This is a genomic window from Polynucleobacter sp. MWH-S4W17, assembly GCF_018687535.1.
Taxonomy (GTDB): domain Bacteria; phylum Pseudomonadota; class Gammaproteobacteria; order Burkholderiales; family Burkholderiaceae; genus Polynucleobacter.
Genome location: NZ_CP061295.1, coordinates 586,596 through 610,615 on the forward strand (window position 1 = coordinate 586,596; position 24,020 = coordinate 610,615).

26 protein-coding genes are annotated in these 24,020 nt (G+C 46.4%); 14 read left to right on the forward strand and 12 right to left on the reverse strand.

Annotation, left to right across the window (positions count from 1 at the left end; genetic code table 11):
- Positions 1-9: 9 nt before the first annotated feature.
- From C2755_RS03135 to C2755_RS03170, 8 genes are all read left to right on the forward strand, one after another.
- On the forward strand, positions 10-2,100 hold the full coding sequence (locus tag C2755_RS03135; RefSeq protein ID WP_215321729.1) for a 4Fe-4S binding protein: 2,091 nt from the start codon (positions 10-12) through the stop codon (positions 2,098-2,100).
- Entirely contained in the window at positions 2,097-2,747 is a 651-nt protein-coding gene (locus C2755_RS03140) for a molecular chaperone (protein WP_215321730.1), read from the forward strand. The genes C2755_RS03135 and C2755_RS03140 overlap by 4 nt, the downstream gene beginning before the upstream one ends.
- 115 nt (positions 2,748-2,862) lie before the next feature.
- Positions 2,863-3,084, forward strand: a complete 222-nt coding sequence (locus C2755_RS03145) for a formate dehydrogenase (protein ID WP_215321731.1) — start codon at positions 2,863-2,865, stop codon at positions 3,082-3,084.
- Positions 3,085-3,138: 54 nt separating this feature from the next.
- The gene (locus tag C2755_RS03150) at positions 3,139-6,117 is read left to right on the forward strand and encodes a formate dehydrogenase subunit alpha (protein WP_215321732.1); all 2,979 of its coding nucleotides are present in this window, start codon (positions 3,139-3,141) and stop codon (positions 6,115-6,117) included.
- Positions 6,118-6,145: 28 nt separating this feature from the next.
- Entirely contained in the window at positions 6,146-6,802 is a 657-nt protein-coding gene (gene fdh3B, locus C2755_RS03155; protein ID WP_215321733.1) for a formate dehydrogenase FDH3 subunit beta, read from the forward strand.
- Positions 6,802-7,038 (forward strand): hypothetical protein, encoded by a 237-nt coding sequence (locus C2755_RS03160; RefSeq protein ID WP_215321734.1) that lies wholly within the window; start codon positions 6,802-6,804, stop codon positions 7,036-7,038. The genes fdh3B and C2755_RS03160 overlap by 1 nt, the downstream gene beginning before the upstream one ends.
- Positions 7,039-7,085: 47 nt before the next feature.
- Positions 7,086-8,141: a formate dehydrogenase subunit gamma gene (locus tag C2755_RS03165; RefSeq protein WP_215321735.1), complete on the forward strand. Its 1,056-nt coding sequence runs from the start codon at positions 7,086-7,088 to the stop codon at positions 8,139-8,141.
- A gap of 10 nt (positions 8,142-8,151) precedes the next feature.
- On the forward strand, positions 8,152-8,415 hold the full coding sequence (locus tag C2755_RS03170; protein ID WP_215321736.1) for a hypothetical protein: 264 nt from the start codon (positions 8,152-8,154) through the stop codon (positions 8,413-8,415).
- Here C2755_RS03170 and C2755_RS03175 read toward each other — a convergent pair whose 3' ends face one another.
- Positions 8,416-9,123 carry an ATP-binding cassette domain-containing protein gene (locus C2755_RS03175; RefSeq protein WP_215321737.1) on the reverse strand — a complete coding sequence of 236 codons (708 nt, stop codon included), beginning with the start codon at positions 9,121-9,123 and terminating at the stop codon, positions 8,416-8,418.
- A complete protein-coding gene (locus tag C2755_RS03180; RefSeq protein WP_215321738.1) occupies positions 9,116-9,811 on the reverse strand; it encodes an ABC transporter permease in 696 nt (231 codons plus the stop codon). The genes C2755_RS03175 and C2755_RS03180 overlap by 8 nt, the downstream gene beginning before the upstream one ends.
- Before the next feature lie 66 nt (positions 9,812-9,877).
- On the opposite strand from C2755_RS03180, the gene C2755_RS03185 reads away from it, so the two are divergent.
- From C2755_RS03185 to cls, 3 genes are read left to right on the forward strand one after another with little or no spacing between them, the layout of a single operon-like run.
- Entirely contained in the window at positions 9,878-10,078 is a 201-nt protein-coding gene (locus C2755_RS03185) for a (2Fe-2S)-binding protein (RefSeq protein WP_215321739.1), read from the forward strand.
- Positions 10,079-10,116: 38 nt separating this feature from the next.
- A complete protein-coding gene (locus C2755_RS03190) occupies positions 10,117-10,830 on the forward strand; it encodes an endonuclease/exonuclease/phosphatase family protein (RefSeq protein ID WP_256441240.1) in 714 nt (237 codons plus the stop codon).
- Positions 10,827-12,305, forward strand: coding sequence for a cardiolipin synthase (cls, locus tag C2755_RS03195; protein WP_215321741.1), 1,479 nt, complete (start codon positions 10,827-10,829; stop codon positions 12,303-12,305). Before C2755_RS03190 ends, cls begins: the two co-directional genes overlap by 4 nt.
- On the opposite strand, the gene C2755_RS03200 is transcribed toward cls, so the two are convergent.
- Positions 12,302-13,486, reverse strand: coding sequence for a CaiB/BaiF CoA-transferase family protein (locus C2755_RS03200; RefSeq protein ID WP_215321742.1), 1,185 nt, complete (start codon positions 13,484-13,486; stop codon positions 12,302-12,304). The genes cls and C2755_RS03200 overlap by 4 nt on opposite strands.
- A 12-nt stretch (positions 13,487-13,498) precedes the next feature.
- Entirely contained in the window at positions 13,499-14,668 is a 1,170-nt protein-coding gene (locus tag C2755_RS03205; RefSeq protein WP_215321743.1) for an acyl-CoA dehydrogenase family protein, read from the reverse strand.
- Between the two features lie 160 nt (positions 14,669-14,828).
- Between C2755_RS03205 and C2755_RS03210 the strand changes: the two genes are divergently transcribed.
- Positions 14,829-15,332 (forward strand): YqaA family protein, encoded by a 504-nt coding sequence (locus C2755_RS03210; RefSeq protein ID WP_215321744.1) that lies wholly within the window; start codon positions 14,829-14,831, stop codon positions 15,330-15,332.
- On the opposite strand, the gene C2755_RS03215 is transcribed toward C2755_RS03210, so the two are convergent.
- From C2755_RS03215 to C2755_RS03250, 8 genes are all read right to left on the reverse strand, one after another.
- Entirely contained in the window at positions 15,329-16,033 is a 705-nt protein-coding gene (locus C2755_RS03215) for an ABC transporter ATP-binding protein (RefSeq protein WP_215321745.1), read from the reverse strand. The two genes, C2755_RS03210 and C2755_RS03215, sit on opposite strands and share 4 nt — an antisense overlap.
- A 14-nt stretch (positions 16,034-16,047) precedes the next feature.
- Positions 16,048-16,803, reverse strand: a complete 756-nt coding sequence (locus C2755_RS03220) for an ABC transporter ATP-binding protein (RefSeq protein WP_215321746.1) — start codon at positions 16,801-16,803, stop codon at positions 16,048-16,050.
- Positions 16,803-17,762: a branched-chain amino acid ABC transporter permease gene (locus C2755_RS03225; RefSeq protein ID WP_215321747.1), complete on the reverse strand. Its 960-nt coding sequence runs from the start codon at positions 17,760-17,762 to the stop codon at positions 16,803-16,805. Before C2755_RS03225 ends, C2755_RS03220 begins: the two co-directional genes overlap by 1 nt.
- 14 nt (positions 17,763-17,776) lie before the next feature.
- Positions 17,777-18,631 (reverse strand): branched-chain amino acid ABC transporter permease, encoded by an 855-nt coding sequence (locus C2755_RS03230; RefSeq protein WP_251368526.1) that lies wholly within the window; start codon positions 18,629-18,631, stop codon positions 17,777-17,779.
- A gap of 116 nt (positions 18,632-18,747) precedes the next feature.
- Entirely contained in the window at positions 18,748-19,983 is a 1,236-nt protein-coding gene (locus tag C2755_RS03235; protein WP_251368527.1) for an ABC transporter substrate-binding protein, read from the reverse strand.
- A 75-nt stretch (positions 19,984-20,058) separates the two neighbouring features.
- On the reverse strand, positions 20,059-21,300 hold the full coding sequence (locus tag C2755_RS03240) for an FAD binding domain-containing protein (RefSeq protein WP_215321749.1): 1,242 nt from the start codon (positions 21,298-21,300) through the stop codon (positions 20,059-20,061).
- A 9-nt stretch (positions 21,301-21,309) separates the two neighbouring features.
- Positions 21,310-21,768 (reverse strand): glyoxalase, encoded by a 459-nt coding sequence (locus C2755_RS03245; RefSeq protein WP_215321750.1) that lies wholly within the window; start codon positions 21,766-21,768, stop codon positions 21,310-21,312.
- 14 nt (positions 21,769-21,782) lie between these two features.
- Positions 21,783-22,475: a TetR/AcrR family transcriptional regulator gene (locus C2755_RS03250; protein WP_216860970.1), complete on the reverse strand. Its 693-nt coding sequence runs from the start codon at positions 22,473-22,475 to the stop codon at positions 21,783-21,785.
- Positions 22,476-22,587: 112 nt separating this feature from the next.
- Between C2755_RS03250 and C2755_RS03255 the strand changes: the two genes are divergently transcribed.
- Together C2755_RS03255 and C2755_RS03260 are read left to right on the forward strand one after the other, a co-directional pair.
- Positions 22,588-23,064 carry a CoxG family protein gene (locus C2755_RS03255; RefSeq protein ID WP_072582970.1) on the forward strand — a complete coding sequence of 159 codons (477 nt, stop codon included), beginning with the start codon at positions 22,588-22,590 and terminating at the stop codon, positions 23,062-23,064.
- Between the two features lie 75 nt (positions 23,065-23,139).
- Positions 23,140-23,994, forward strand: coding sequence for a xanthine dehydrogenase family protein subunit M (locus C2755_RS03260; RefSeq protein ID WP_215321751.1), 855 nt, complete (start codon positions 23,140-23,142; stop codon positions 23,992-23,994).
- Positions 23,995-24,020: the final 26 nt, after the last annotated feature.

Sequence of the window (24,020 nt, forward strand, 5' to 3'; positions counted from 1 at the left end):
AGATAGCGCATGAGTCAAAAATTAGTCTGCAACTGTAATGGCACCATGCCTTTGGATGCAAAAGCTATCAGGGTTCCGATTCACCAATCCTTGTGCAGGCAGGAGGTCGGCTCTTTTTTAAAGGCCCTAGATGGCTCTGATTCTCTGGTGATAGCGTGTACGCAAGAGGGCGCACTTTTTAGTGAGCTAGCTGACCAAGCTGAAAAGCCATTGGTTGCGCCACTGCGTTTTGTCAATATTCGTGAAGTAGCTGGTTGGACTCAAGAAGCTAAAACATCCGGCCCTAAAATTGCGGCTCTGTTGGCCTTGGCTGATATGCCAGAGGCTGAACCTGTTCCTGTTGTGAATTACGAAAGCCAGGGTAGGTTGTTAATTATCGGCGCTGGGTCACAAGCCATTCCTTGGGCTGAAAAATTAAGCCCATCTTTGGATGTGTCTGTCTTATGTACACAGCCCGGTGACTTACCGCTGACCCGAAGCTACCCAATCTTTACCGGAGCAGTTACCAAGTTGGATGGTTATTTAGGGAACTTTTCAGTAGATTGGCAGTTGCAAAATCCGATTGACCCAGAGATGTGTACTCGCTGTGGGGCCTGTGTTGAGGTATGTCCTGAGGGAGCCATTAATCTTTCCTTCCAGATTGATTTAGGTAAATGCAAATCCCATCGCGATTGCGTTACTGCATGTGCCGGCATTGGTGCAATATCGTTTGATCGCAAAGAGCGTGAACGTAATTCAGAATTCGATTTAATTTTGGACCTACGTGTAGATCCCAAGATGCGCATGAGCCAAACGCCGCAGGGGTACTTCGCTCCCGGTGTTGATCCCCTTGAGCAGGCGCTGGCAGTTAATCAACTCTCCGAGATGGTGGGGGAGTTTGAAAAGCCCAAATATTTTGCCTATAACGAAAAAATTTGTGCTCATGGCCGCAATGGCAAAGTAGGTTGCAGCGCTTGTATTGATGTTTGTTCAACAGGCGCTATTGGTTCAATCTTTAAAAATGGCCAAGGTTCTGTAGAGGTCAATCCAAATCTTTGTATGGGTTGCGGAGCTTGTGCAACTGCATGCCCTTCCGGTGCAATGCGTTACAACTACCCAAGCGTTGCTCATCAAGGTAAAGAGCTCAAAACGGTAGCGAGCGCCTTTACCGCCGAAGCTAAAAAGATCAATCAGGCGATGGCTCCCAGCTTACTTTTGCATACCCTAAAAGCGGGTACGCAAATGATTGATGGCTTGGGTAGGTCTGCGCATGTCATGCCAAAGCAATTCGAAGGTCTCCCAGCATTTGTGATTCCTTATGGCATTGAGCATATCGCCTCCACTGGCTTGGACTTATGGTTGGGTGCGCTGACGTATGGTTTTGCGGAAGTGACTTTGTTGTTAAGTGGAGACGAGGATCCCGCATATCGTGCAGTACTTGAAGAGCAGGTAGTTTTAGCAAACAGCATTCTCAATGCGTATGGGTTTGACGATCGCGTTCATTTGATCTTGGCTAGTTCTGCTGAAGATATAGCGACTGTTTCTAAGGCAATGGGCATATTGCGTCAGCGTGGATCACTCAGTCCAATCTGTACTCCTGCAAGTATTGGTTTATCAAATCAGAAACGCGAAACGCTTGAGGCAGCTTTAGAGCATTTGCAAAAACAAGCGAAGACTCCGTTGCCGGAGATGGGTGTTGTACTTCCAAAGTCCTCCCTATTGGGTGGTCTAGCAATTAACAAAGATGCTTGCACCTTGTGTATGTCTTGCGTCAGCGGTTGCCCTGAAGGCGCGCTTTTAGACAATCCCGATGAACCCATTCTTTCTTTTATTGAGAAGCAGTGTGTTCAGTGTGGCATCTGTGTGCAAACCTGTCCCGAGAAGGCTTTAACTCTTGCACCTCGTTTACAAACCGTTGAGCAGCGCAAGCAACGAACCACCCTCAATGAAACCCAGGCATTCCATTGCATCAGCTGCGGCAAGCCTTTTGGAACACTTAAGATGGTTGATTTGATGCTCAGCAAGCTTGGAGCGCATGGTGCTTTTGCTGGGGCTGCAATGGATCGATTGAAGATGTGTAGTGATTGTCGAGTGGTGGATATGGTGAAAAAAGAAACATGAGTGAAATTGCGAAAGAAGCAGCAAAAGCGAATCTATCCGCCGAAGTAGGCGATGTAGGCTTGCCTGAGGATTTGGCTAGGGCCGATTTATATGGCTTGATTGCCCGCTTTTTTCAGATGCCGCCCGATCAAGAGCTTTTGGATCAAATTGCCGCTACCGCTGATCAACAAGATGTTGCTGATGAGGCGCCTTTAGCTAAGGTTTGGATGGATGTAGTAGAGGTCGCTAAAAATAATCCCGCCAAAGCTTGGCATGATGAGTTTGATTTGAATTTCATCAGCGTTGGCAAGCCGAATGTCGTTTTGAATGGCTCCTTTTACATGGCAGGCCATCTAAATGAAAAGCCCTTGGTGAATATTCGCAAGGCTTTAGAGGGTTTTGGGCTTGAGGCCGCAGAAGAGGTGACTGAAACTGAAGACCATATCTCGGCACTCAGTGAGGTCATGCGTTATCTCATTGCGGGGGATGACGTGGAAATCTCAAACCTTACAAATCAAAGGGTTTATTTCAATGAGCATATTCGTCCCTGGTATGACGAATTTTGCGACGCAATAGAAGGCATTCCAGAAATGCACTTGTATCATCCAATCGCAGCCCTAACCAGAGAATTCCTAGCAATTGAAGGGCAGGGCTTCGACATGATTTGATGTTGCATCGCAATATAAATATTGTCGTAATAACTAATAGTTACACCAATATGTCAAAAATGCGATTTCCTATTACACTTGATACAAATCAAGAATAATCCCATAGGAGCATGCAATGACCACCAAATCCAAGGTTGCTTTAAGCGAAGAAAACAAGCCATCGCGCCGTAAGTTCTTTATTGGTGCAGGCGCTGCAGTTGGGGCCGTTGCCGTAGCGAGCCAAACTCCAGTTGGCAAAGCAGTCATCCAAGAAATTACTGGCGCTAAAGCAGTGCAAGATGTTGGTCAAACGATGACTGCTCACATGCGCAAGTACTACGAATCCACTCTGATTTAACCATCATCGTTTCACTGTTCTAAATAAATAAAAAAACTTTCTCAGGGACATCATATGAGTCTGACTCGTAAATCCAATACCCCACAAAGCAGTCGTTCTACATCGCGCCTGATCGGTAGTCTGTCGCGCGGCTTAAAAGCTGCTGTACCAACGATGGACCGCCGCACTTTCCTCAAGCGCTCAGGTGTGGGAGTTGGTGCTGGTATCGCAGCTAGTCAATTGAGCTTTGTGCAAAAAGCATCTGCTGAGCAAAGCAAGGCAATGCTGGACGGCAAGGGCAAGATTGAAGTTAAAAGATCTATTTGTACTCACTGTTCAGTGGGATGTGCAGTAGATGCCACCGTTGAGAATGGTGTATGGGTCCGTCAAAACCCAGTATTTGATTCCCCAATTAATATGGGTGCTCACTGCGCCAAAGGCGCCGCCTTGCGTGAGCACGGACATGGTGATTACCGTTTGCGTTACCCAATGAAGTTGGTTGATGGAAAGTACCAACGCATTTCTTGGGATCAAGCCTTAACTGAAATTACCGCTCAGATGAAGGATATTCGCCAGAAATATTCTCCGGATGCAATGTTCTTCATCGGCTCCTCCAAACACAATAATGAACAGTCCTACTTACTCCGTAAGTGGGTCTCTTTCTTTGGCACAAACAATACAGATCATCAAGCTCGTATTTGTCACTCCACAACAGTAGCGGGTGTTGCAAACACCTGGGGCTATGGTGCGATGACCAATAGCTACAACGACATGATGAATTCCAAGGCCGCTTTGTACATTGGTTCAAATGCAGCTGAAGCTCATCCAGTTTCAATGTTGATGTTGTTGCATGCAAAAGAAAATGGTTGCAAGGTCGTTGTAGTAGATCCGCGCTACACGCGTACTGCTGCTAAGTCAGACCAGTACATCCGCATTCGCTCGGGTACTGATATTCCTTTCTTGTTCGGCATGCTGTATCACATCTTCAAAAACGGCTGGGAAGATAAGAAGTACATCAATGACCGTGTTTATGGCATGGAAGAGATTCGTAAAGAAGTGATGGAGAAGTGGACTCCCGCCGCAGTTGAAGAGGCTTGTGGCGTGCCTGAGGCTCAGGTTTACCAAGCCGCTAAAACGATGGCGATGAATCGTCCTAGTACCGTTGTTTGGTGCATGGGTCAAACCCAGCACACGATCGGTAATGCGATTGTGCGCGCCTCTTGTATTTTGCAATTAGCTTTAGGTAACGTAGGTAAGTCTGGTGGTGGTACTAATATTTTCCGCGGTCACGATAACGTTCAGGGTGCAACTGACGTTGGTCCTAACCCAGATTCGTTGCCTGGTTACTATGGTTTGGCTGCTGGCTCATGGAAGCACTTCTCAACAGTTTGGGGTGTTGACTATGAGTGGATTAAAGGTCGTTATGCGCCTGACATGATGGAGAAATCCGGCACTACTGTGTCTCGTTGGGTTGATGCTGTTCTCGAGAAGAATGACATGATCGACCAGCAGACTAACGTAAAAGGCTTGTTCTTCTGGGGTCATGCACCTAACTCACAAACGCGTGGCCTCGACATGAAGCGTGCGATGGATAAGTTGGATCTCTTGGTAGTGGTTGATCCATATCCAAGTGCTACTGCTGCAATGGCAGCAATGCCTGCTGCAGAAGGACAAGCGGTTAATAAGAATCGCAATGTGTACTTATTGCCTGCAGCAACGCAGTTTGAAACTTGCGGTTCAGCGACAGCTTCCAATCGTTCATTACAGTGGCGTGAGAAAGTAATTGATCCATTGTTTGAATCTGTTCCTGACCACGTGATCATGCAGGCTTTTGCTGATCGCTTAGGCTTCGGAGAAGAGTTGTCTAAGAATTACAAAATGCTTAGTTCCAAATTTGCCGGTAAGCAATGGAAAGAGCCGCAAATTGAAGACATCCTGCGCGAGATTAATCGCTCTTGCTGGACCATTGGATACACAGGTCAAACTCCTGAGCGCCTCAAGGCTCACATGAGAATGGCGGCAACCTTTGATCCGAAGACCTTGAAGTCTCGTGGTGCTGTTGATCCAGTTACTGGCTATGACACTACTGGCGACTACTATGGCTTGCCTTGGCCTTGCTACGGTACAGCAGCTATTAAGCATCCTGGCTCACCAAATCTGTATGACACAAGTAAGAGCGTGATGGAGGGCGGTGGTAACTTCCGCGCTAACTTCGGTGTTGAGCGTGATGGCGTCAGCTTGCTTGCTGCCGATGGATCCCACTCTAAGGGGGCTGCAATTACTACCGGCTACCCAGAGTTTGATCACGTGTTTATGAAGAAATTAGGTTGGTGGGATCAGTTAACTGAAGACGAGAAAAAACTCGCTGAAGGTAAAAACTGGAAGACTGACTTATCTGGTGGTATTCAGCGCGTGGTAATGAAGAATGGCTGTCATCCGTTTGGTAACGCCAAGGCGCGTGCGGTGGTTTGGAACTTCCCAGACCCAGTTCCAATTCACCGTGAAGCGCTCTACAGTACAAACGCTCCAATGATGCGTAAGTACCCAACAGCTGCTGATAAGAAAAACTTCTGGCGCTTGCCAACCCTCTATAAGACTGTTCAAGATCAAAACTTGAATCAGAAGTTATATGAGAAGTTCCCAATCATTTTGACTTCAGGTCGTTTGGTTGAGTATGAAGGCGGTGGTGATGAGACTCGTTCTAATCCATGGTTGGCAGAGCTCCAGCAAGAAAACTTTGTGGAGATTAATCCTAAGGCTGCAGCAGATCGTGGCATTAAGAACTGGGATTACGTTTGGGTGAAATCGCCAACGGGTGCCAAGATTAAGGTGCGCGCATTAGTGACTGAGCGTGTTGATCAAGGAACCGCGTTTGTACCATTCCACTTTGCTGGCTGGTGGCAGGGCGAAAATATTCGGAAGTATTACCCAGAAGGCGCCGCCCCAGTAGTTCAGGGTGAAGCGGTTAATACTGCAACTACTTATGGTTATGACATGGTGACGATGATGCAAGAAACGAAAACCACAATGTGTCAAATCGAGAAATTTGCCTAAGTCAAAAAAATAAGGTCAGGAGAACACAATGGCAAGAATGAAATTTATTTGTGACACGGAGCGATGCATTGAGTGCAATGGTTGTGTCACAGCCTGTAAGAATGAAAACGAAGTGCCTTGGGGTGTTAACCGTCGTCGCGTTGTAACGGTGAATGACGGCATCATTGGTCAAGAAAAATCAGTTTCAGTTGCTTGTATGCACTGTAGCGATGCCCCATGTATGGCCGTATGCCCAGTAGATTGTTTCTACCGCACGGACGAGGGTGTTGTTCTGCACGATAAAGATATCTGTATCGGTTGCGGTTACTGCTCTTTTGCCTGCCCATTTGGCGCGCCTCAGTTCCTCAGCAAGGGTGCTTTCGGCTCCCGCAGCAAAATGGATAAGTGCACATTCTGTAGTGGTGGCCCAGAAGAAAACGGCAGCGTTGCAGAGTTTGAAAAATATGGCCGTAATCGTTTGGCAGAAGGCAAGTTACCGCTTTGCGCTGAAATGTGTTCTACCAAGGCATTGATTGGTGGCGATAGTGATGTCATTAGCGGCATCTTTAATAATCGCGTTGCTACCCGTGAGAAGAATGGCAAGTATCCAGGATCCAAAGCCTTTGGTTGGAATACTGCTTACGGTGGACCAGATGTCCCAGCGCCTACACCAACGCCTGCTGCAAAGATTCCAGGAGCTCAATAATGAAAGTCAATTTCAAAACTCTCGGCTTGTGTTTTGCAGTAGCTGCTTTCTTGGGGGCTTGCTCTGAGCCGCCAGAAATTGCTGCTAAAGCTGCTAAGCGTCCAGATGTAGCTCCTTATATGGGCGCTAATGATGGATTTATGACTAAGAATTGGACGCCAGGCAATCTGGCTAGTTGGACCGAGTCAATTGACAAGCGCAATCAAGGTCAAAACGAATACAGTCGCGTTAAGTGATCAACTAAATAACAATAAATAAAACGAAAACGTTTAAGGACATGTGTATGAAACGATCATTTTCTAAAGTTCTACGCACTTTGGTGGTGGCTGTAGGTTTGTCACTAACTCTAGCGAGTGGTATGAGCTTTGCTGAACGTGCACCGATGGCGCCTTTGCCTTCTCCTAGTGGAGTAGACGTGCCTCCTGCATCTGTGCCGGCAAATCCAAACGCTTTGGCCAATGGCACTCAAGCGCAGGCTCAGCCAGCTAATCCATCCATTTTCACGGCGCCAAACAGTGATCCACAAAACTACGTCAGTATTCCGGATAAACAAGCAGGTGTTTTGATCCAGCGTGCTGGTCAAGAATGGCGCGTAATTCGTAACGGCATCATTACTGTATACGGAGGCTGGTTGTTGGCGATTGCCTTCTTTGGCATTATTGCTATGTTCACCATCAAAGGCTCAATCAAACTACACGAGCCATTGTCAGGCATTAAAGTAAAGCGCTTTAGTGCATTGGACCGCATCACTCACTGGGTTATGGCCTTTAGCTTCCTGGCCTTAGCGTTTACTGGTTTGATGATTTTGTATGGCAAATATTTTGCAATGCCATTGATGGGCGGTGTCGCATATGGATCCTTCTTGTTTGTTTGCAAGAATATTCATAATTTTTCCGGCCCATTATTTACCCTAAGCATTGTGATTTTCTTCTTGCTCTTTGTCGGTAAAAATATTCCAGAAAAAGGCGATCTCAATTGGCTGTTAACTTTCGGTGGAATGTTTAGCGGCAAGCATGTGCCTGCTGGCTTTTTCAATATGGGTGAGAAGTTTTGGTTCTGGTTCGGTATGACTTTCTTAGGCCTGGTAATTTCTGCCTCAGGATTTGTGCTCGATATGATTGTGCCGTTTATGCAGATTGAGTACCTGCGCGGCACTATGCAAATCGCCAACATCATTCACAGTAGCGCTGCAATCTTGATGACTACCATGGCGATGGGCCATATTTATATCGGCACCATTGGTATGCAAGGTTCAATCGATGGCATGAAGACCGGCTATGTAGATGCTACTTGGGCTAAAGAGCACCATGAGCTCTGGTATGACAAACTGAATAAATAAGGATAAGGCCATGAAAAGAATCATTGCTCTTACGTTTTGCGCATTTGCTGCCTCCTCGGTACTTGCGACTTTGCCACCATTGAGCCCAGAGGCACAAGAGGCTGCTAATTTGGCTAAAGCTAAAGCCGCTTATGGGGACAAGGTTGGCGCATATAAATTGTGTTTAGTCCAAAATAAGGTGGCAGATCAATTTAAGGTCTCTGGAACTCCAGCGCCAGCAGCGTGCACTGCACCACCACCATTTACTCCGCCTGTTGCAGCTGTTGCCAAATAATTAGGTGGAAAGTAATTCTTGCCGTAAGTAGCGTTTAGCTGCTGGAGTTTGAGGATTGCTAAAGAAGGGGCCTACGGGTCCCTTTTCCTTTATTTCCCCTTGGTCAATGAAGATAATGTACTCAGCTAGTCTTTGTACTTGGGCAAGTTGATGGGATGAAAAAATCACATCTACCCCCTGACGGTCAAATTGACGAATCAGCTCTTCAACCTGTTCGGTAGTCTTGGGGTCGAGATTGGCAGTAGGCTCATCTAGTAGAACCAAATTGGGTTTTTGCAGAATAGCTCTTCCAAGGCAAACCTTTTGTCTTTCGCCTGCGGATAATTTATGTGCTGGGCTGTTGGCTAACTCGCTTAAACCTACTTGCTCAATCACAGAGTCTATATCAGCATTCGTAATGGACGCGTCCGCATCACAAACCATTGCGATATTTGTTTTTGCTGAGGCTTTGATCATCGGGGTGTGATGTAAAACCAAAGCCGTTTTTGTTTTAAACGAGTAACTCACTGTTCCGCCATCTGGCTTAACGAGCCCATCTAGAAGTTTCAGAAGAGTAGTTTTGCCAGCGCCATTGGGGCCAATACAAGCAGTAATTCTGTCTGCTGGAATGAGGGCGTGCTGGATATTCAGAATGGTTCTGCCATTGCTTTTGACGATGATGTCTTTGAGCTCAATGAACTTTTCAAAAGTTTCCATTGCATTAACCATAGCGATGCTCCGCAATTTGGCGAACTGCAAAGGTAAATAAATTGGCCAGAAGAACAATGGCGAGCAAGACGATGCCAAGGGCAAGGGCTAAAGGTAGGTCGCCTTTGCTAGTCTCCAGCGCAATCGCAGTTGTCATTGTTCTGGTGGAATGATCAATATTGCCACCAACAATCATGACCGCTCCAACCTCGGATATGGCTCTAGCTAGGCCGGCAAGCACGGCAATGGTCAGCGAGAAGCGGCAATCCCATATCAGCCATTTAAAGCGGGAAAGGGGTGGCAATTTAAGGCTCAGAAAGGAATCGCGATGTATTTTCCAGGAGTCCTCCAGGATTTGGCGGCTAAGGGCTGCGATTAAAGGGGTTGTGAGCAATGTTTGAGCCACAGTCATACCCTTTACTGTAAATAGCCAGCCCCACATGCCAAGGGGCCCTGTACGTGACAGCATGAGATATACCAATACGCCAACTATGACTGTAGGCACACCCATGAGGGTGTTCAGGATCACAATGATGGTCCTTTTGCCCGCAAAACGTTCGGTGGCCAGAAGGGCGCCAATCGGTAGACCCAAAAGCGTTCCAACCAGAAGGGCGGTAAGGCTGACCTGTAGAGAAACCCAGACGATCCCCATTACACCGCCATCGAGGTGGGCTAACAAGGAAAGGGCATCTTGAAAAGCTTTTAACATGCGCCTGATTCTATCAAGGCAATGGCAAAATGACTGTAATGAAATTGATTTCCCTATTTTTGACCTATGGCTGAAGTGGTGTGCCTCTGCAATGAGGTCCTCGACGTGGATTTGCGCGAATATTTAGATACTCACCCGATAGACTCGATTGACGAGTTGCGGGAGCGGGCATCCATTTGCAATAAATGCATGCAGTGTCAAGATTTAGTCGAGAGCGAAATCTACTTGGCGCGCGTTCGACGTCAACGTGCCGCAGGTCAGTTTTAATGAGCCCTAATAAAACTTCTCGTTTCACGGTGCTGAGTATGAATGTCCATAAGGGGGTATCTCCCTTACATAGACATTCCACGATTTACCAGCTGCGAGAAAAAATGCGTAGTCATCACCCAGATCTACTTTTCTTGCAGGAGCTGCAACAGGAGCATCGGGGTAGAGTGCGTCGCTTTAGCCAATGGCCGTTAACAGAGTTGACCCACTTTCTTTCGGAAGACTTTTGGCGCGATTGGCATTATGGGAAAAATGTCGAGTATCGCGATGGGCATCATGGTAATGCCATCCTCTCTAAGCACCCTCAACAAAAAGGAAATAACTACGATATTTCAGCATATCGTTTTGAGAGTCGTGGCCTGCTACATAGCGTTACTACTTTGGATGGCAAGGATCAACCGATTCATTGTTTCTGTGTGCATTTGGCGCTTTTCGAGCGGGGCAGAGAGCGACAGTTGGAGGCTATCATTGGGCATATCCAGGAACTCACTCAAAATGGACCTACGATCGTGGCTGGAGACTTCAATGATTGGCGCAATCGTGTGAGCGCTCCCATGAAGGCTGCCGGCTTTGATGAAGTATTTGAATTGCTGACTGGCTCTCCAGCAAAAACGTTTCCTAGTGTGAAGCCATTGCTTTCAATGGATAGGATTTATGTTCGAGGAATAAAAGTACATTCAGCGGAAATTTTGTATGAATGGTTAAAACTATCAGATCACCTGGGTATTACTGCTGAATTGGAACTTGAATGAATGACTTCTTAGGATTTTTTATTAATACACAATCTACATTTAATTTGAGATTGATTTTATTAATCCATTTCTCATTTGTAACGTATTTTATTTTCCTTATTATTTCTGTAAGAAGACCTGTTGGCGTAGCTTTTGCGTGGATATTTATTGTGATGACGTTCCCTCTATTGGGAATAAGTTTGTATATTTTGATTGGTGAGCGCCCAGTTGGAAGAGTCTTGACTCGAAAAATTATTCGGATGAATCGCGAATACCAGGAAACTACTGAGCTGATGAGGAAGCAATTTATTGGCGATAGAGAGAAATTGCCAATGGAAGGTAGGGCCTTGAGTCTGCTTGCAGAATCTAAGAACGGCTCACCCGTGGTTGCTGGCAATAAGATTAAATTGCACACAGAATCATTAAAAATTCTACAAAATTTCATTGATGAAATTAACTCAGCCAAGAAAAGCCTCCATTTAGAGTTCTATATCTGGGCATTGGGCGGTGATGCGGATCGGGTTTGCGAGGCTTTGATAGCCGCAGCCAAGCGTGGTGTTGCATGCCGTGTTTTGTTGGACTCACTCGGAAGTAAAGATTGGTTTAAGTCTGCTTGGCCCAAACGTTTTAAAGCGGCTGGCATTCAAGTCACTGAGGCATTGCCGATTCAGATTGGCCGCTTCCAGTTCCGCCGTGCAGATCTGCGCTTGCATCGAAAAATATTTGTGGTGGACGGATCCGTGGTGTGGACTGGCAGTATGAATATGGTCGACCCTCGTACTTTTAAGCAGGACTCTGGAGTGGGAGAGTGGGTTGATGCCATGGTGCGCATTGAAGGTCCAGTTGCATCTCAGTTTGAACTCACGTTTTCTTTTGACTGGAGTGTTGATAACCCTAAAATTACCCACTTCAATGATCGCGAGCTACCAGTATCGCCACATGAGGGTGGCGTTTTAGCTCAGGAGTTTTCATCTGGCCCGGTATACCGAGACGATATTCTTTATCAAGTGCTCTTGTCAGCCATTATGGATGCTAGACAAGAGTTAACCATTACTACGCCATACTTTGGCCCAGATGATGGCTTGCTTCAGGCATTGATGGCGGCTTCAGCCCGTGGAGTAAAGGTTACCCTGATCGTCCCTAAGTTAAATGATTCCAAATTGGTCGCCTGGAGTAGCAGAAGTTTCTATGGTGATTTAATGAATGCAGGCGTCAAAATCGCAGAGTTCCATGGAGGCCTCTTGCATACCAAGAGTTTGTTGATTGATAGGCGGATTGCAATCTTTGGTTCAGTGAATTTTGATCAACGTAGTTTGCGTCTGAACTTTGAAATTAGCTTAATTGTGTATAACGATGACTTCTGCGCCAATCTTGGGAAGCTGATTGCGTCCTACTTAGAGCAATCAGATTATGTTGATCCTAAGACCTGGGCAAAGCGCCCGCGCTGGCATCGTTATCTCGAAAACGCAGCGCATCTTACTTCACCACTGCTTTAAATCGCGCCGCTTGCCTTCATGCTAGCAATGTCAGACTCTCCCAACCCTAATTCTTTAAGAATGGAGTCGGTATGATCTCCAATCGCAGGGATGGGGTCCATACGATAGTCATAGCTGCTATTTAATCCTGGGGGCAGCAAGGCAGCAATCGCACCGTTGGGGGTATCCACCTGGGTCCAACGATTGCGCGCTTTAAACTGCTCATGCTTCCAAAGACCCTCCATATCATTAAGGTGGGCATTTGCAATCTGCGCTTTTTCTAGTCTTGCAATTAATTGCTCGGAAGTAAGGCCGCCAAAGCAAGTGTCAATAATATCTAAAAGTTCTGCGCGCTTTTCATTGCGCTTGAAGTTACGATCAAAGCGTTCATCTTGGGCAAGTGCAGGGTTTTCTAAAACGGTTTCGCAAAACTGCACCCACTCACGTTCATTCTGTAAGCCGAGCATGACTGTCTTACCATCGCCTGCCTTAAAGGGGCCGTATGGATAGATGGTGGCGTGAGAGGCGCCATTGCGCGGTGGCGGTTCTGCACCTTTGTAGGCGTAATACAGAGGAAAGCTCATCCATTCGGTAAGAGACTCGAGCATAGAGATATCGATGACCGAGCCTTTACCTGTTTTTCCTCTTTGCAAGAGAGCGGCTAAGATATTGGTATAGGCATACATGCCGGCTGCAATGTCAGCAATGGAATTTCCAGCCTTGCTAGGGTTTTCAGGCGTTCCGGTAATCGACAAGAATCCTGCTTCACTCTGAATAAGTAAGTCGTAGGCTTTCTTATCTCGATAAGGGCCGTCACTACCATAGCCCGAGATATCGCACAAAATCAGTTTTGGATTATCTTTCTGCAAAATCTCAGCTGTGAGTCCCATACGTGCAGCAGCACCTGGCGCCAGGTTTTGCACTAAGACATCGGCGGTCTTCAACAAAGTCTTGAGTGCTGCAATTGCTGATGGCTGCTTAAGATCTAGGGTCAAACTTTCCTTAGAGCGATTGACCCATACAAAGTGAGAGCAGAGTCCATCTACTTGGGTGTCATAACCCCTCGCAAAGTCACCGCCGCCAGGCCTCTCAACTTTAATGACTCGTGCGCCTAAGTCCGCTAATTGGCGCGTACAGAAAGGTGCGGCAATAGCATGCTCTAAAGAAACAACAGTAATACCATCCAGTGGGCGAATGCTCATATCAACGTCTTCCTAGAAGGATCTTGGGAGACCAAGAACATGTTCAGCAATATAGGAGTAAATTAAATTCGTTGAAATAGGCGCCACTTGGTAAAGGCGAGTTTCTCTAAATTTACGTTCAACATCGTATTCATTGGCAAAGCCAAAGCCACCATGAGTTTGCAAGCAGACATTTGCTGCTTCCCATGAGGCTTTTGCGGCTAGGTATTTCGCCATATTAGCTTCTGGGCCACAGGGTTGGTGATTGTCAAATAACTCACAAGCTTTAAAGCGCATGAGATTTGCGGCTTCGGTTTCAATATAGCTATCAGCAATCGGAAATTGAATCCCTTGGTTTTTACCTATTGGGCGATCAAAAACGACTCGGTCATTGGCATAGCGACGGGCGCGATCAATAAACCAGTACGCATCACCAATACATTCAGCAGCGATCAAGACTCGCTCGGCATTTAAGCCATCCAAAATGTATTTAAATCCTTGGCCTTCGGTACCAATCAGATTCTCTGCGGGGATTTCTAGGTTATCGAAGAACACTTCGTTAGTTTCGTGGTTCACCATGTTAGCAATGGGTCGCACTTCCATGCCTTTGCCAATGGCGTCAGCGAGATTGACGATAAAGATCGACATGCCTTCTGACTTGCGTTGTACTTCACTAAGTGGAGTAGTGCGCGCCAGCAAAATCATTAAGTCAGAGTGTTGAATTCTGGAGATCCACACCTTTTGACCATTGACTACATACTTATCACCTTTTTTAACTGCCGTCGTTTTCAGTTTAGTGGTGTCGGTACCAGTGGTTGGTTCGGTAACGGCCATGCTTTGAAGGCGAAGTTCTCCCGAAGCAATTTTGGGAAGATACATTTTTTTCTGCGCGTCTGAGCCATGGCGAAGTAGGGTACCCATGTTGTACATCTGCCCGTGACATGAGCCTGAGTTACCCCCAGAAAAATTAATCTCTTCCATAATTACTGAGGCTTCAGCAAGGCCTAAGCCGGAGCCACCATATTCTTCCGGAATTAAGGCAGCCAGCCAGCCAGCCTTAGTCATCGCATCCACAAAAGCCTCTGGATAACCTCGTTCGTGATCAATCTTTTGCCAATAGGCAGAATCAAAAGAGCCACAGAGATCTCGCAATGCTTCACGCATTTCTTGGTATTGGTCTGGCTTAGGAATAGGGTGATTCATAAAAGTCTCAATTTATAGGTTTTATGGTTTATTTGCTGATTTGGGTACTAGTTTAAGCAAGATTTGAAAATCTTGGAGATTGCTTAAAACAAGGCAAAATAGACTTCATGAGATCTAAAAAAATTCACTCGTATGGCAGCTCCCTAGAGGCCATGACTTAATGGACACGGTATTCGAGCATTTTTTTGGGTGGTTTGAAATGCCTTCTGTTGGCTTGCCGGCAGTATTTATCAGCGCGTTTATTTCCGCAACATTAATACCGGCTGGTTCCGAACCTATTCTGTTTGGCTATATCACTCTTAACCCCCACTTATTTTGGGCGGCGATTGCAGTTGCCACGGTTGGCAATACATTAGGGGGGATGCTAGATTGGTGGCTGGGGGTGATAGCACGCAATAGCTTTAAGGTAATGGATGAGCCCCGCAATACCCGCCTAAAGCGTTGGCTTGAAGAGTGGGGGCCTAAGTTGTTGTTGCTGTCTTGGTTGCCTGTATTGGGTGACCCCTTATGTCTAGCGGCGGGATGGTTAAAGCTCCCGTGGCAGCCATGTCTGATTTACATGTTTATCGGTAAGCTCTTGCGCTTTATTACGATTACCTGGTTACTTACTTTGGTCCCTGAAAGTTTTTGGCACCAGCTAGGTCACTGGCTTCATCTCATCTAAACGGCGCAATACTTCTGCTGAACCTCGTCATTGTTTAAGAGGTTCTGAGCAGTGTCATGAAAAACAATCTCGCCTTGATCAAGAATATAGGCGCGATCAGAAATTTTCAAAGCTTGTTGTACGTTTTGCTCCACCAGTAGAATGGTTAGACCTTCTTGCTTTAGTTTTGCAAAGAGCTCAAACATCTCTTCAACCAAGACCGGCATGATGCCTTCTGAGGGTTCGTCGAGCAGAATGACTTTAGGCTTACCAATCATGGCTCTGGCAATAGCCAACATTTGTTGCTCGCCACCAGACATTGATGTGCCGTCTTGATGTAAGCGCTCTTTTAGTCTGGGGAAGGTTTCAGCAATCTCATCAACTAATGCACTCATGTCACCTGAGTTCTTCTTGGCGATCACCCCAAGCTCTAAATTTTCTTTAACAGTCAGCCCGGGAACGATGCGGCGATCCTCTGGAACATATGCCAGACCTAAATGAAAGCGCTCGTGAGCAGGTAAATCTAAAAATGAAGTGCCATCAATGGATGCTTTACCTTGGCGTTTAGATAACAGGCCCATCAGAGACCGTAGGGTAGTGGTTTTGCCGGCACCATTGCGGCCCATCAAAGTAACGATCTCACCTTTGTTCACCTCAAGTGAGATGCCTTGCAATACGTGACTACGGTCATACCAAGCGTTTAAGTTTTCTACACGCAACATAGTTTGCTTTCTGATTAACCTTGACCTAGGTACACACGACGTACCTCTGCATTATTTTGGATTTCTTCTGGAGTGCCTTCTGCCAAGAACTCGCCATGGTGCAGTACGATGATGCGCTTACAAAGGCCCATGATGAGTTTCATCTTGTGTTCAACCAAAATAACCGTGCGCTCACTAGCAAGTGTGCGAATCAATTCCATCATGACCAAAGTTTCTTCTGGAGACATGCCGGCAGTGGGTTCATCTAGCAATAGAAGGCTGGGGTTGCAGGCCAATGCCATCGCAATTTCCAGGGCGCGCTGTTGGCCATGCGCTAAGTCACCCGTCTTCTTATTGCGTAAGTGCTCTAGATTAACTCGATGCAGTAATTCATCGGCGATCTCAATTGGCTTGGGATAGCTTTGGGCGTTACGGAGGAAGTTGTAGCGCGCCGTTTCCATCTGTGCTGCTACGCGAACATTCTCGTGAACGCTGAGCTGCTTAAAGACATTGGTAATTTGAAAGCTTTTAGAGATTCCAATTCGAGCAAATTCATGCTGCTGCATACCAGTGATATCTTTGCCATTAAATAGAATTTGACCGCTTGTTGGAGGGAATGCGCCACTCAAGACATTGAAGAAGGTGCTTTTGCCTGCGCCATTAGGGCCAATAATGGCCGTAAGTGTTCCAGGCATAAAGCAAGTAGACACATCCTGCAAAGCTTTGAACTTACCAAAGCTCTTACTAACGTGACGTGCTTCAAGAATAGGGGTTGTAGTTGCTCTATTCATTATTTCGAATCCTGATTAATTTGTAGCTTGCTCAGAATGGTTCCCCAAATGCCTTTAGGGAAGAACAGCACAAAGAACATGAACACTAAACCAACAACAGCCATCCAATGCTTGGTGAAGGTGGTGACCACGTCTTCCAAGTAGAGCATGACTGCTGCGCCGATAAATGGACCAAAGAAGGTGCCCATTCCACCGAGAATGCTCATCATGACTGCCTGACCAGACTGCAGATAGTGCAGAGAATCAATTGGCACGATAGAGAGGTGGAGGGCGCGCAATGAGCCTGCTAAGCCACAAATCGCCGCTGACAATACGAAAACCAATAGTTTGGTACGGGCTACATCAAATCCACAAGCTGCTGCGCGCTTCTCATTCTCGCGAATCGCTTCCATTACGGCACCTAAAGGTGAGCTTAGGATACGGGAAATAAGCCAAATGGCAATCACTACAAAGAAAAGAATAATGTAGTACTTGATCAATGGATTTAAGAAGTCGACTGGGATGCCTAAAATGTTGAATTCATCTACGCGGACACCTCGTAAACCATTCTCACCACCAGTAAGGCTCTCTGCCTTATAGAAGATGTAGTACACAATTTGACCAAGCGCTAAGGTCACCATGGAGAAGTAGATGCCACGAGTGCGAATGGCCAGGTAGCCCATGATGAGGCCGCCAAGAGCGGCGCCAATGACGCCAACCAGAATGGCGGCGCCCCAAGGTAAACCATAGTGAACAATGGCTATGCCGGTGATATAGCTACCAATGCCTAGGAAGGCTGCATGACCAAAAGATAGTAGGCCCATGTAACCAAACAGCAAGTTAAAGCCCATGGCGAATAAACCAAAGATCAAAATATTGATTGCCAAGGCTTCATACGGCATGATGAATGGAAAGATTGCTAAGAACAGCATGCAAGCTAGTACGCGATGACGTGCAATGAGTTGGAAAAATGAATTCATAAATATTCGGAGCCTTAGCCCATTGCTCCTGCTTTGCCAAATAAACCTTGTGGGCGAATTAACAGCACTACAGCCATCAGTACAAAAATGGAAAGTTCTGCTAAGTCGGGGAAGAAGAGGGAGGTCATGCTGTAGACCACACCCACTAACAAGCCAGCCAGCACTGCGCCGACTGGAGAGCCCATGCCGCCTACAACGGTCACCACAAAAGATTCCGCCAGAATGGGAATACCCATCTCTGGATTGACTGAGCGTGTTGGTGAGGCAAGAATTCCTGAAAGACCGGCAATTGCGCAACCCAACCCAAAAACCAAAAGCCAAACCTTAGCAATATCGATGCCTAAGACCTTCACAATTTCTTGGTCGGCAGCGCCGGCTTTAATGATGAGGCCATAACGCGTCTTTTGAATGAAGAACCAAACACCCAAAATGACGACTGCAGTAGCCGCAATGAGGAAGAGGCGATATTTAGGGAAATAACCAATGCCTACATTCACTGTTCCGCCAAGACCCTCTGGGGTAACTGACGGAAGGCCTTCGATGCCAAAGGTTATACGTATAACTTCGATCAAAACATAAGAAAGACCAAAGGTAAGAAGAAGGGGGTAATCGAGACCGCGACCATAGAGCGGTCTAACTAAGAAACGCTCGGTTACAAGACCAATACAGCCTGTTATTAGGGGTGTTAGTGCCAGACTGAACCAAAAGCTTCCGGTGATACCCAGGAAGTAGACGCCTAAAAATGCGCCCACCATAAAGAAGGCGCCATGTGCAAAGTTCACCACGTTCAGCATGCCAAAAATGAGACATAGGCCAAGGGCTAGAAGTGCATAAATACTGCCTAAGGCGATACCTGTAAGCAATTGCATGCAGAGAAGTTCGAATGTAAGACCGGTCATAAATGTACTCAGAAAAAACTCCCCTCCACCAAGTGGTTTTGAGGAGTGAATCAGGGTGAATTAGAAATTCACCCTGAAGTTTTGGATTAGGCCTTGTGACCTAGCTCTGCACAAGAACGCATGTTTTTCTCTGTAGTAGGTTCAATCGTCAAAATCTTGAAGACGTCATACTTATCTTTCATATCTTTTGATTTTGACTCGATGATGATGACAGATTGAACTGCTTGATGATCGCATTTACGATAGTATTCGGGACCCTTGTACCAGTCATACTTGAGATTTTCCATTGCAGCGACCACCTTCATAGTGTCGCTAGATTTTGCAATTTTGACTGATGCAAGTACGCTTTTAACGCCTGCATAACCTAATGCACCGTAATCAGAAGGAACGGAGCCGTTGTATGCTTTTCTGTAGGCATCGTTAAATGCTTTTGCTTGCGGGATACGATCCTCCAGACCCCAATAGTAGGAGGTTCCACCAGCAATGCCTTCAAATGCTTCTGCTCCACCGGCAATGCGTGAGGTGTAGAGCAAAACAGGCGCCACAATTTTCATGCTGGATTTCAAACCAAAATCAGTACACTGCTTTGCTGAATTCACCAGGTCACGTCCAAAGTTGCATAAAACTAAAATATCTGGATTCAAGGCTTTGATACGCGGTAAGAATGCTGAATAATCTGATGTGCCCAATGGATGGCGAATATCAGCCAGGGTTGTAGCACCCATTTCTTTACCAGCACGCTCAAACGCGCGCACCATTTCATGGCCGTAAGCATAGTCAGCTGTTAAGAACACAATCTTCTTTCCAAAACGTGGAATAGAGTAACGTGCTACAGCGCCAGCAGTCATTGTTGGGTTTAGTGCTTCGTGGAATGTATAAACACTCCAGTCTTTCGCTTCGTTAATTGCATCAGATTGACTAATGGAGTTAAAGAGAACTTTACGCTCTTTGCAAACGGCGTTGATAGAAAGTTGTGTTGCCGCTGAAAGTGAGCCAACGACAAAGTTAACTTTGTCTTTTTCAATCAACTCCAAAGTACGAGTTGCGGCTTCTCCAGCGTTGAGCTTGGTGTCTCTCACTAGAAGCTCTGCCTTACGTCCGTTAAGGCCGCCTGCATCGTTAAATTCTTTGATGGCTAATTCAGCCGCCTTCACCTGATCCTGAGCTTCTGCTGAGAAGGGTCCTGTCAACGGCGTTGGAAAGCCGATCTTAATAGTGTCAGTCTGAGCATTTGCCACGTTTAACCAAAGTGGGGTGCTTGCTGCTGCGGCTCCACCAATTAACATCTTGCGTCTTGTTTGATTCGTTACTTTTTGTTTCATGGTTGTCTCCTCCATATAAAACTTTGTTAAATAAGAATACTTTTTATTGTTTTAAATCTTAACTGAATGCACCTTTTAATGCGCAGATTCAGGCACTGCTTTCCCTTGAGCTAATAGATCGCTGATATCAATCGCGGTTTCCGCCATCACAGTATCGGCATTTCTTTTTAACTTCTCGTTATCCCTATTGCCCTTACTTCCTTGGGCTTGCATATAGCGACCCAAATATTGGGCTCTAGCCACTACTTGTTGGCCTAGCTCTAAGCGCTCTTCGCTGTATGCGTTGAGCGCTGCTGGGGTAGCGCCATGTGCGGCAATATGCTTTGCAATCACTATTGCCTCATCAGCGGCCTTGGTAACACCCATACCTACGTGCGGCCTACCAACAAAAGCGGCATCGCCCATGAGTGCGATTCTGCCAAAGACAATTTGTTCGGAGCGCACGTCATAAATGGCTTGTAAAAATGGTGCGGCTGTTTTTTCTAATATTTCTGCATATTGGGGTGCCAAGATCTCCTGCGCCACTTTTCGCATGCGAGCGATATGCTTCCAAGACACTTTGAGTGGTGGGATGCCGGTAGGGTAGTGATGACCATCATCGTCTGTAAGAAGGCTTACCAACTCCTCATGCTCTGAGGCTGGGCGATACCAAACAAAGTTATAGCGACGCTTGCCTGGACGCGTGTCATTGCCAGAACCAGCAACTGGATAACCCAGCATTTGCTCGCCATTGGGCAAACAAAAGCCAAAGCGATTGAATAGAGTCTCTAGAGTGTTCCTTGATAGGCAGGCTTCGTCACACACGCCACGCCAAGCTATATAGCCTGCATATTCAGGTTGAATCTTTGGTGCGACTTGCGCTCGCACTGCAGAGCGTATGCCATCGGATGCAATGAGTAGCTCTGCGTCATGCTGACTGCCATCTTCACAAAGTACCTTTACGGCGTTCGCATCTTGCGTAACCGACTTCACTGTCTTGCCTTGAAGGTAGCGCTCGCTTGGAAAACTTTCTTTGAGCATGTGATAAAGGCGGCTCCAAGAGGTTAATACTTGAGGTAACTCCATTTCACCAAGGCTTTGACCGTCAGCACCCAAAGTGACACGCTTAGTCACGGGTACGCCGAGTGTTTCATCAACAGTCACTCCAGCAGCGCGTAGTGCTTCAGCCAAAGCATCATGGGTGACAATGCCGGCGCCACGACCGTCCAAGGATCCAATAGTCTTTTCTAGCAAAGTAACGTCATGCCCTTGGCGCAGCAAAATATTTGCCACGAATAAACCACCAAGAGAGCCGCCTACAACTAGAATTTTTGCCATCAATAACTCCTAAGCCGCTTTTGCATCCAGGGCTGCTTTTTCTTCAGCTGGGTAGTTGAGTTCAATAACTACACCATTAGGATCATCCAAAAAGATTTGGTGGAGCTTCAGGACAGGTACAGTGCGCTCGCGATAAGAAACATTGAGTTTCTTTAGGAGAGCAATTTTTTCTTCTAGGCCGGTCGCAAAAAAAGCAATGTGATCTACTGCGCCAGATCCATGGAGTGTGCTGGGGTCGCGTTCACCTAAATATTTTTTCAGTCCGTTCAGATCATTTTTGTCGATAGCAATGAGGTGCAAGACTGCATTAGCCCAACTACTCTCATCACCGTTGTATAGCCAGACGCCTGGGAAAGGAAACTCAGGTCTTGGACCAACAGTTAAGCCAAGGAGCTTGCTAAAAAATTCAGTCGTTTTTTCAATCTCTAGACTGCGGATGGAGAAGTGATTTAGGCTTAGATTAGACATAGATACCTTTTGAATTAAGCAAACAGTGATTTAGCAGAGTGAAGGTAAGACTGCACTCGGTCGCGAATGATCTCTTGTTCTGTATTGGGGCTTTCGGCGGCATAGATGGCTTGCCCGTAGATCCAACGTCTCATGCCGATATAGAAAACGCCACCATGCAATCCCATGAGAAATTCAAGTTCACGCTGGGTGGGCTTTGATGCATCAGACCTGCCGCAATACTTGCGAGTTTCGCGAATGAGTCTTGGTAATAAGCGCGTGCGCAAGAGCTCGAAGAAGCGATCGCTAATAGAGTGATCACTTAAGCCAGAAAAAATCAAAATGCGCACAAAGTCATAAGTTAAGACTGTGTTGGAGTAGTCCAAATAGAACGCATTGAATTTTTCTTCGGGAGTAAGGGAATCATCATCCAGCAGTTCTTCCCACTCTGGCTTCCAGCGAGATTCAAAGACCTCTTTATAGACTTCTTGAATCAGCGCATCTTTGGTGGGGAAGTAGTGATAGAGCAGGGTGTGAGTGATACCCAACTCTTTGGATAAATTTCTTAATTGGCCATCGATACCATTTCTGGCAAAGAACTGAATAGCGCTATCCAATATTTGGCGTTTCCGCTCGGCTGTACCCATTCTTTTTCGGATGGGCGCCAAAGAGCCCTCTGAACTTTCAGCAGTATTTGGGCTGGAAACACTATCTTCAGTAAAACGCATGGATTCTCAGGGTTTATCCGAATTTGGACTTATTGACCAAAAGTTAAATAATGGTACATTGTTGAACAATTGGTAGATAAGACTCTATTCGTACAAACCCCAAGGAGATCAAATGGAATTAAATGGCGAGCAACTCATATCCGCTCCAATCCCTGAAGTATGGAAGGGTTTGAACGATATTGACGTGTTAGCCAAGTCCATTCCTGGCTGCGAGGAGATTAGTCGCATCTCCCCAGAAGAGATTCATGCCAAGGTGATGTTCAAAATTGGACCCGTTAGAGCCCGTTTTGCAGGGAAATTGCTCCTAAGTGACATTATCCCGGACCAGTCTTGTTCTATGGCCTTTGAAGGGTCTGGTGGGGCGGCAGGGTTTGCCAAAGGTAAGTCACGAGTGGAGCTAAAGCAAGCCGAAGGAGGTACTTTGGTCTCTTATACGACGGAAGCCTCGATTGGCGGCAAGTTAGGTCAAATTGGCGGTCGCTTAATTAGCGCATCGGCAAAAAAGATTGCAGATGATTTTTTTCAGAAATTTGCAAAAGAATTAGGCGGGGAGACAGTGGCATTGGAGTCAGACGCTGGCGGTAAATAAAGAGCGGTAATAAAAAAGTAGCGCAAAAAATAAAAAGCTAGAAAAGCTTAATACATTGGTGGTGGAGGAGACTTAATGAAATCTGCAGCATTCGATTATGTAAAGCCCAAAAGACTACAAGAGGCATTATCTTTGCTTGAGCAGGGCGGCGATGATGCGCAATTAATTGCGGGTGGGCAAACTTTATTGGCCACGTTGAATATGCGTTTGTCTGAGCCCAAAGTGTTAATCGATATTACTGATATCGCTGAGCTCAAAGGTATTTCGGTTGTTGGCGATAGTTTGCGTATTGGCGCTCTAGTGACCCATACTGAAATTGAAGATTCAGAATTAGTTGCAAAACATGCGCCACTTTTAAAAGCTGCCGCTCCACATATTGCCCATCGCGCTATTCGTAATCTTGGCACTTGGGGAGGCTCACTGGCATACGGTGACCCAGCCGCCGAATGGCCCGCTTGTAGCTTGACTCTGTGTGCCACTATGGTGATTCATGGTCCAGCGGGCGAGCGCCGAATTTCTGCAAACGATTTTTTCATTGACTTGTATACGACCTCATTAGAGCCCGATGAAATTCTCGTGGCGACTGAGATTCCAATGGCAAGCAAGCAAGCAGTTTTCTATTTTCATGAGCTGGCTAGGCGTCATGGCGACTACGCGGTTGCTGGTTTAGCTGCAGTTGCAGAGAAGCAGGGTGATGTTTTGACTCATTGCGCCTTTACATTCTTTTCTGTTGGCGCTACGCCAGTAATGGCAACTAAAGCGCAGGATTTAATCAATGGCCAAAAACTCAACGTTGAGTTAATTACCAAGGCCGTAGCCGAAGCGCGTAATGAAATCGAAGCCATTGCAGACATTACCAACAGCGCAGAAGCGAAACAACATTTAATTGGTGTATTGCTTGAGCGTGGACTCAAGCACATGATTGCTTAATACTCAAACAGCAAGCATCGGCACAA

Excerpts from the sequence above, each read along its gene's own strand:
- C2755_RS03170 (WP_215321736.1), top strand. The coding sequence starts at position 8,152 with ATGAAAAGAATCATTGCTCTTACGTTTTGCGCATTTGCTGCCTCCTCG.
- C2755_RS03160 (WP_215321734.1), top strand. The coding sequence starts at position 6,802 with ATGAAAGTCAATTTCAAAACTCTCGGCTTGTGTTTTGCAGTAGCTGCT.
- C2755_RS03225 (WP_215321747.1), bottom strand. The coding sequence starts at position 17,762 with ATGAATTCATTTTTCCAACTCATTGCACGTCATCGCGTACTAGCTTGC.
- C2755_RS03140 (WP_215321730.1), top strand. The coding sequence starts at position 2,097 with ATGAGTGAAATTGCGAAAGAAGCAGCAAAAGCGAATCTATCCGCCGAA.
- C2755_RS03245 (WP_215321750.1), bottom strand. The coding sequence starts at position 21,768 with ATGTCTAATCTAAGCCTAAATCACTTCTCCATCCGCAGTCTAGAGATT.
- fdh3B (WP_215321733.1), top strand. The coding sequence starts at position 6,146 with ATGGCAAGAATGAAATTTATTTGTGACACGGAGCGATGCATTGAGTGC.
- C2755_RS03200 (WP_215321742.1), bottom strand. The coding sequence starts at position 13,486 with ATGAGCATTCGCCCACTGGATGGTATTACTGTTGTTTCTTTAGAGCAT.
- C2755_RS03190 (WP_256441240.1), top strand. The coding sequence starts at position 10,117 with ATGAATGTCCATAAGGGGGTATCTCCCTTACATAGACATTCCACGATT.
- C2755_RS03250 (WP_216860970.1), bottom strand. The coding sequence starts at position 22,475 with ATGCGTTTTACTGAAGATAGTGTTTCCAGCCCAAATACTGCTGAAAGT.
- C2755_RS03205 (WP_215321743.1), bottom strand. The coding sequence starts at position 14,668 with ATGAATCACCCTATTCCTAAGCCAGACCAATACCAAGAAATGCGTGAA.
- C2755_RS03150 (WP_215321732.1), top strand. The coding sequence starts at position 3,139 with ATGAGTCTGACTCGTAAATCCAATACCCCACAAAGCAGTCGTTCTACA.
- C2755_RS03230 (WP_251368526.1), bottom strand. The coding sequence starts at position 18,631 with ATGCAATTGCTTACAGGTATCGCCTTAGGCAGTATTTATGCACTTCTA.
- C2755_RS03240 (WP_215321749.1), bottom strand. The coding sequence starts at position 21,300 with ATGGCAAAAATTCTAGTTGTAGGCGGCTCTCTTGGTGGTTTATTCGTG.
- C2755_RS03210 (WP_215321744.1), top strand. The coding sequence starts at position 14,829 with ATGGACACGGTATTCGAGCATTTTTTTGGGTGGTTTGAAATGCCTTCT.
- C2755_RS03135 (WP_215321729.1), top strand. The coding sequence starts at position 10 with ATGAGTCAAAAATTAGTCTGCAACTGTAATGGCACCATGCCTTTGGAT.
- C2755_RS03165 (WP_215321735.1), top strand. The coding sequence starts at position 7,086 with ATGAAACGATCATTTTCTAAAGTTCTACGCACTTTGGTGGTGGCTGTA.
- C2755_RS03220 (WP_215321746.1), bottom strand. The coding sequence starts at position 16,803 with ATGAATAGAGCAACTACAACCCCTATTCTTGAAGCACGTCACGTTAGT.
- C2755_RS03215 (WP_215321745.1), bottom strand. The coding sequence starts at position 16,033 with ATGTTGCGTGTAGAAAACTTAAACGCTTGGTATGACCGTAGTCACGTA.
- C2755_RS03255 (WP_072582970.1), top strand. The coding sequence starts at position 22,588 with ATGGAATTAAATGGCGAGCAACTCATATCCGCTCCAATCCCTGAAGTA.
- cls (WP_215321741.1), top strand. The coding sequence starts at position 10,827 with ATGAATGACTTCTTAGGATTTTTTATTAATACACAATCTACATTTAAT.
- C2755_RS03180 (WP_215321738.1), bottom strand. The coding sequence starts at position 9,811 with ATGTTAAAAGCTTTTCAAGATGCCCTTTCCTTGTTAGCCCACCTCGAT.
- C2755_RS03260 (WP_215321751.1), top strand. The coding sequence starts at position 23,140 with ATGAAATCTGCAGCATTCGATTATGTAAAGCCCAAAAGACTACAAGAG.
- C2755_RS03235 (WP_251368527.1), bottom strand. The coding sequence starts at position 19,983 with ATGAAACAAAAAGTAACGAATCAAACAAGACGCAAGATGTTAATTGGT.
- C2755_RS03185 (WP_215321739.1), top strand. The coding sequence starts at position 9,878 with ATGGCTGAAGTGGTGTGCCTCTGCAATGAGGTCCTCGACGTGGATTTG.
- C2755_RS03175 (WP_215321737.1), bottom strand. The coding sequence starts at position 9,123 with ATGGTTAATGCAATGGAAACTTTTGAAAAGTTCATTGAGCTCAAAGAC.
- C2755_RS03145 (WP_215321731.1), top strand. The coding sequence starts at position 2,863 with ATGACCACCAAATCCAAGGTTGCTTTAAGCGAAGAAAACAAGCCATCG.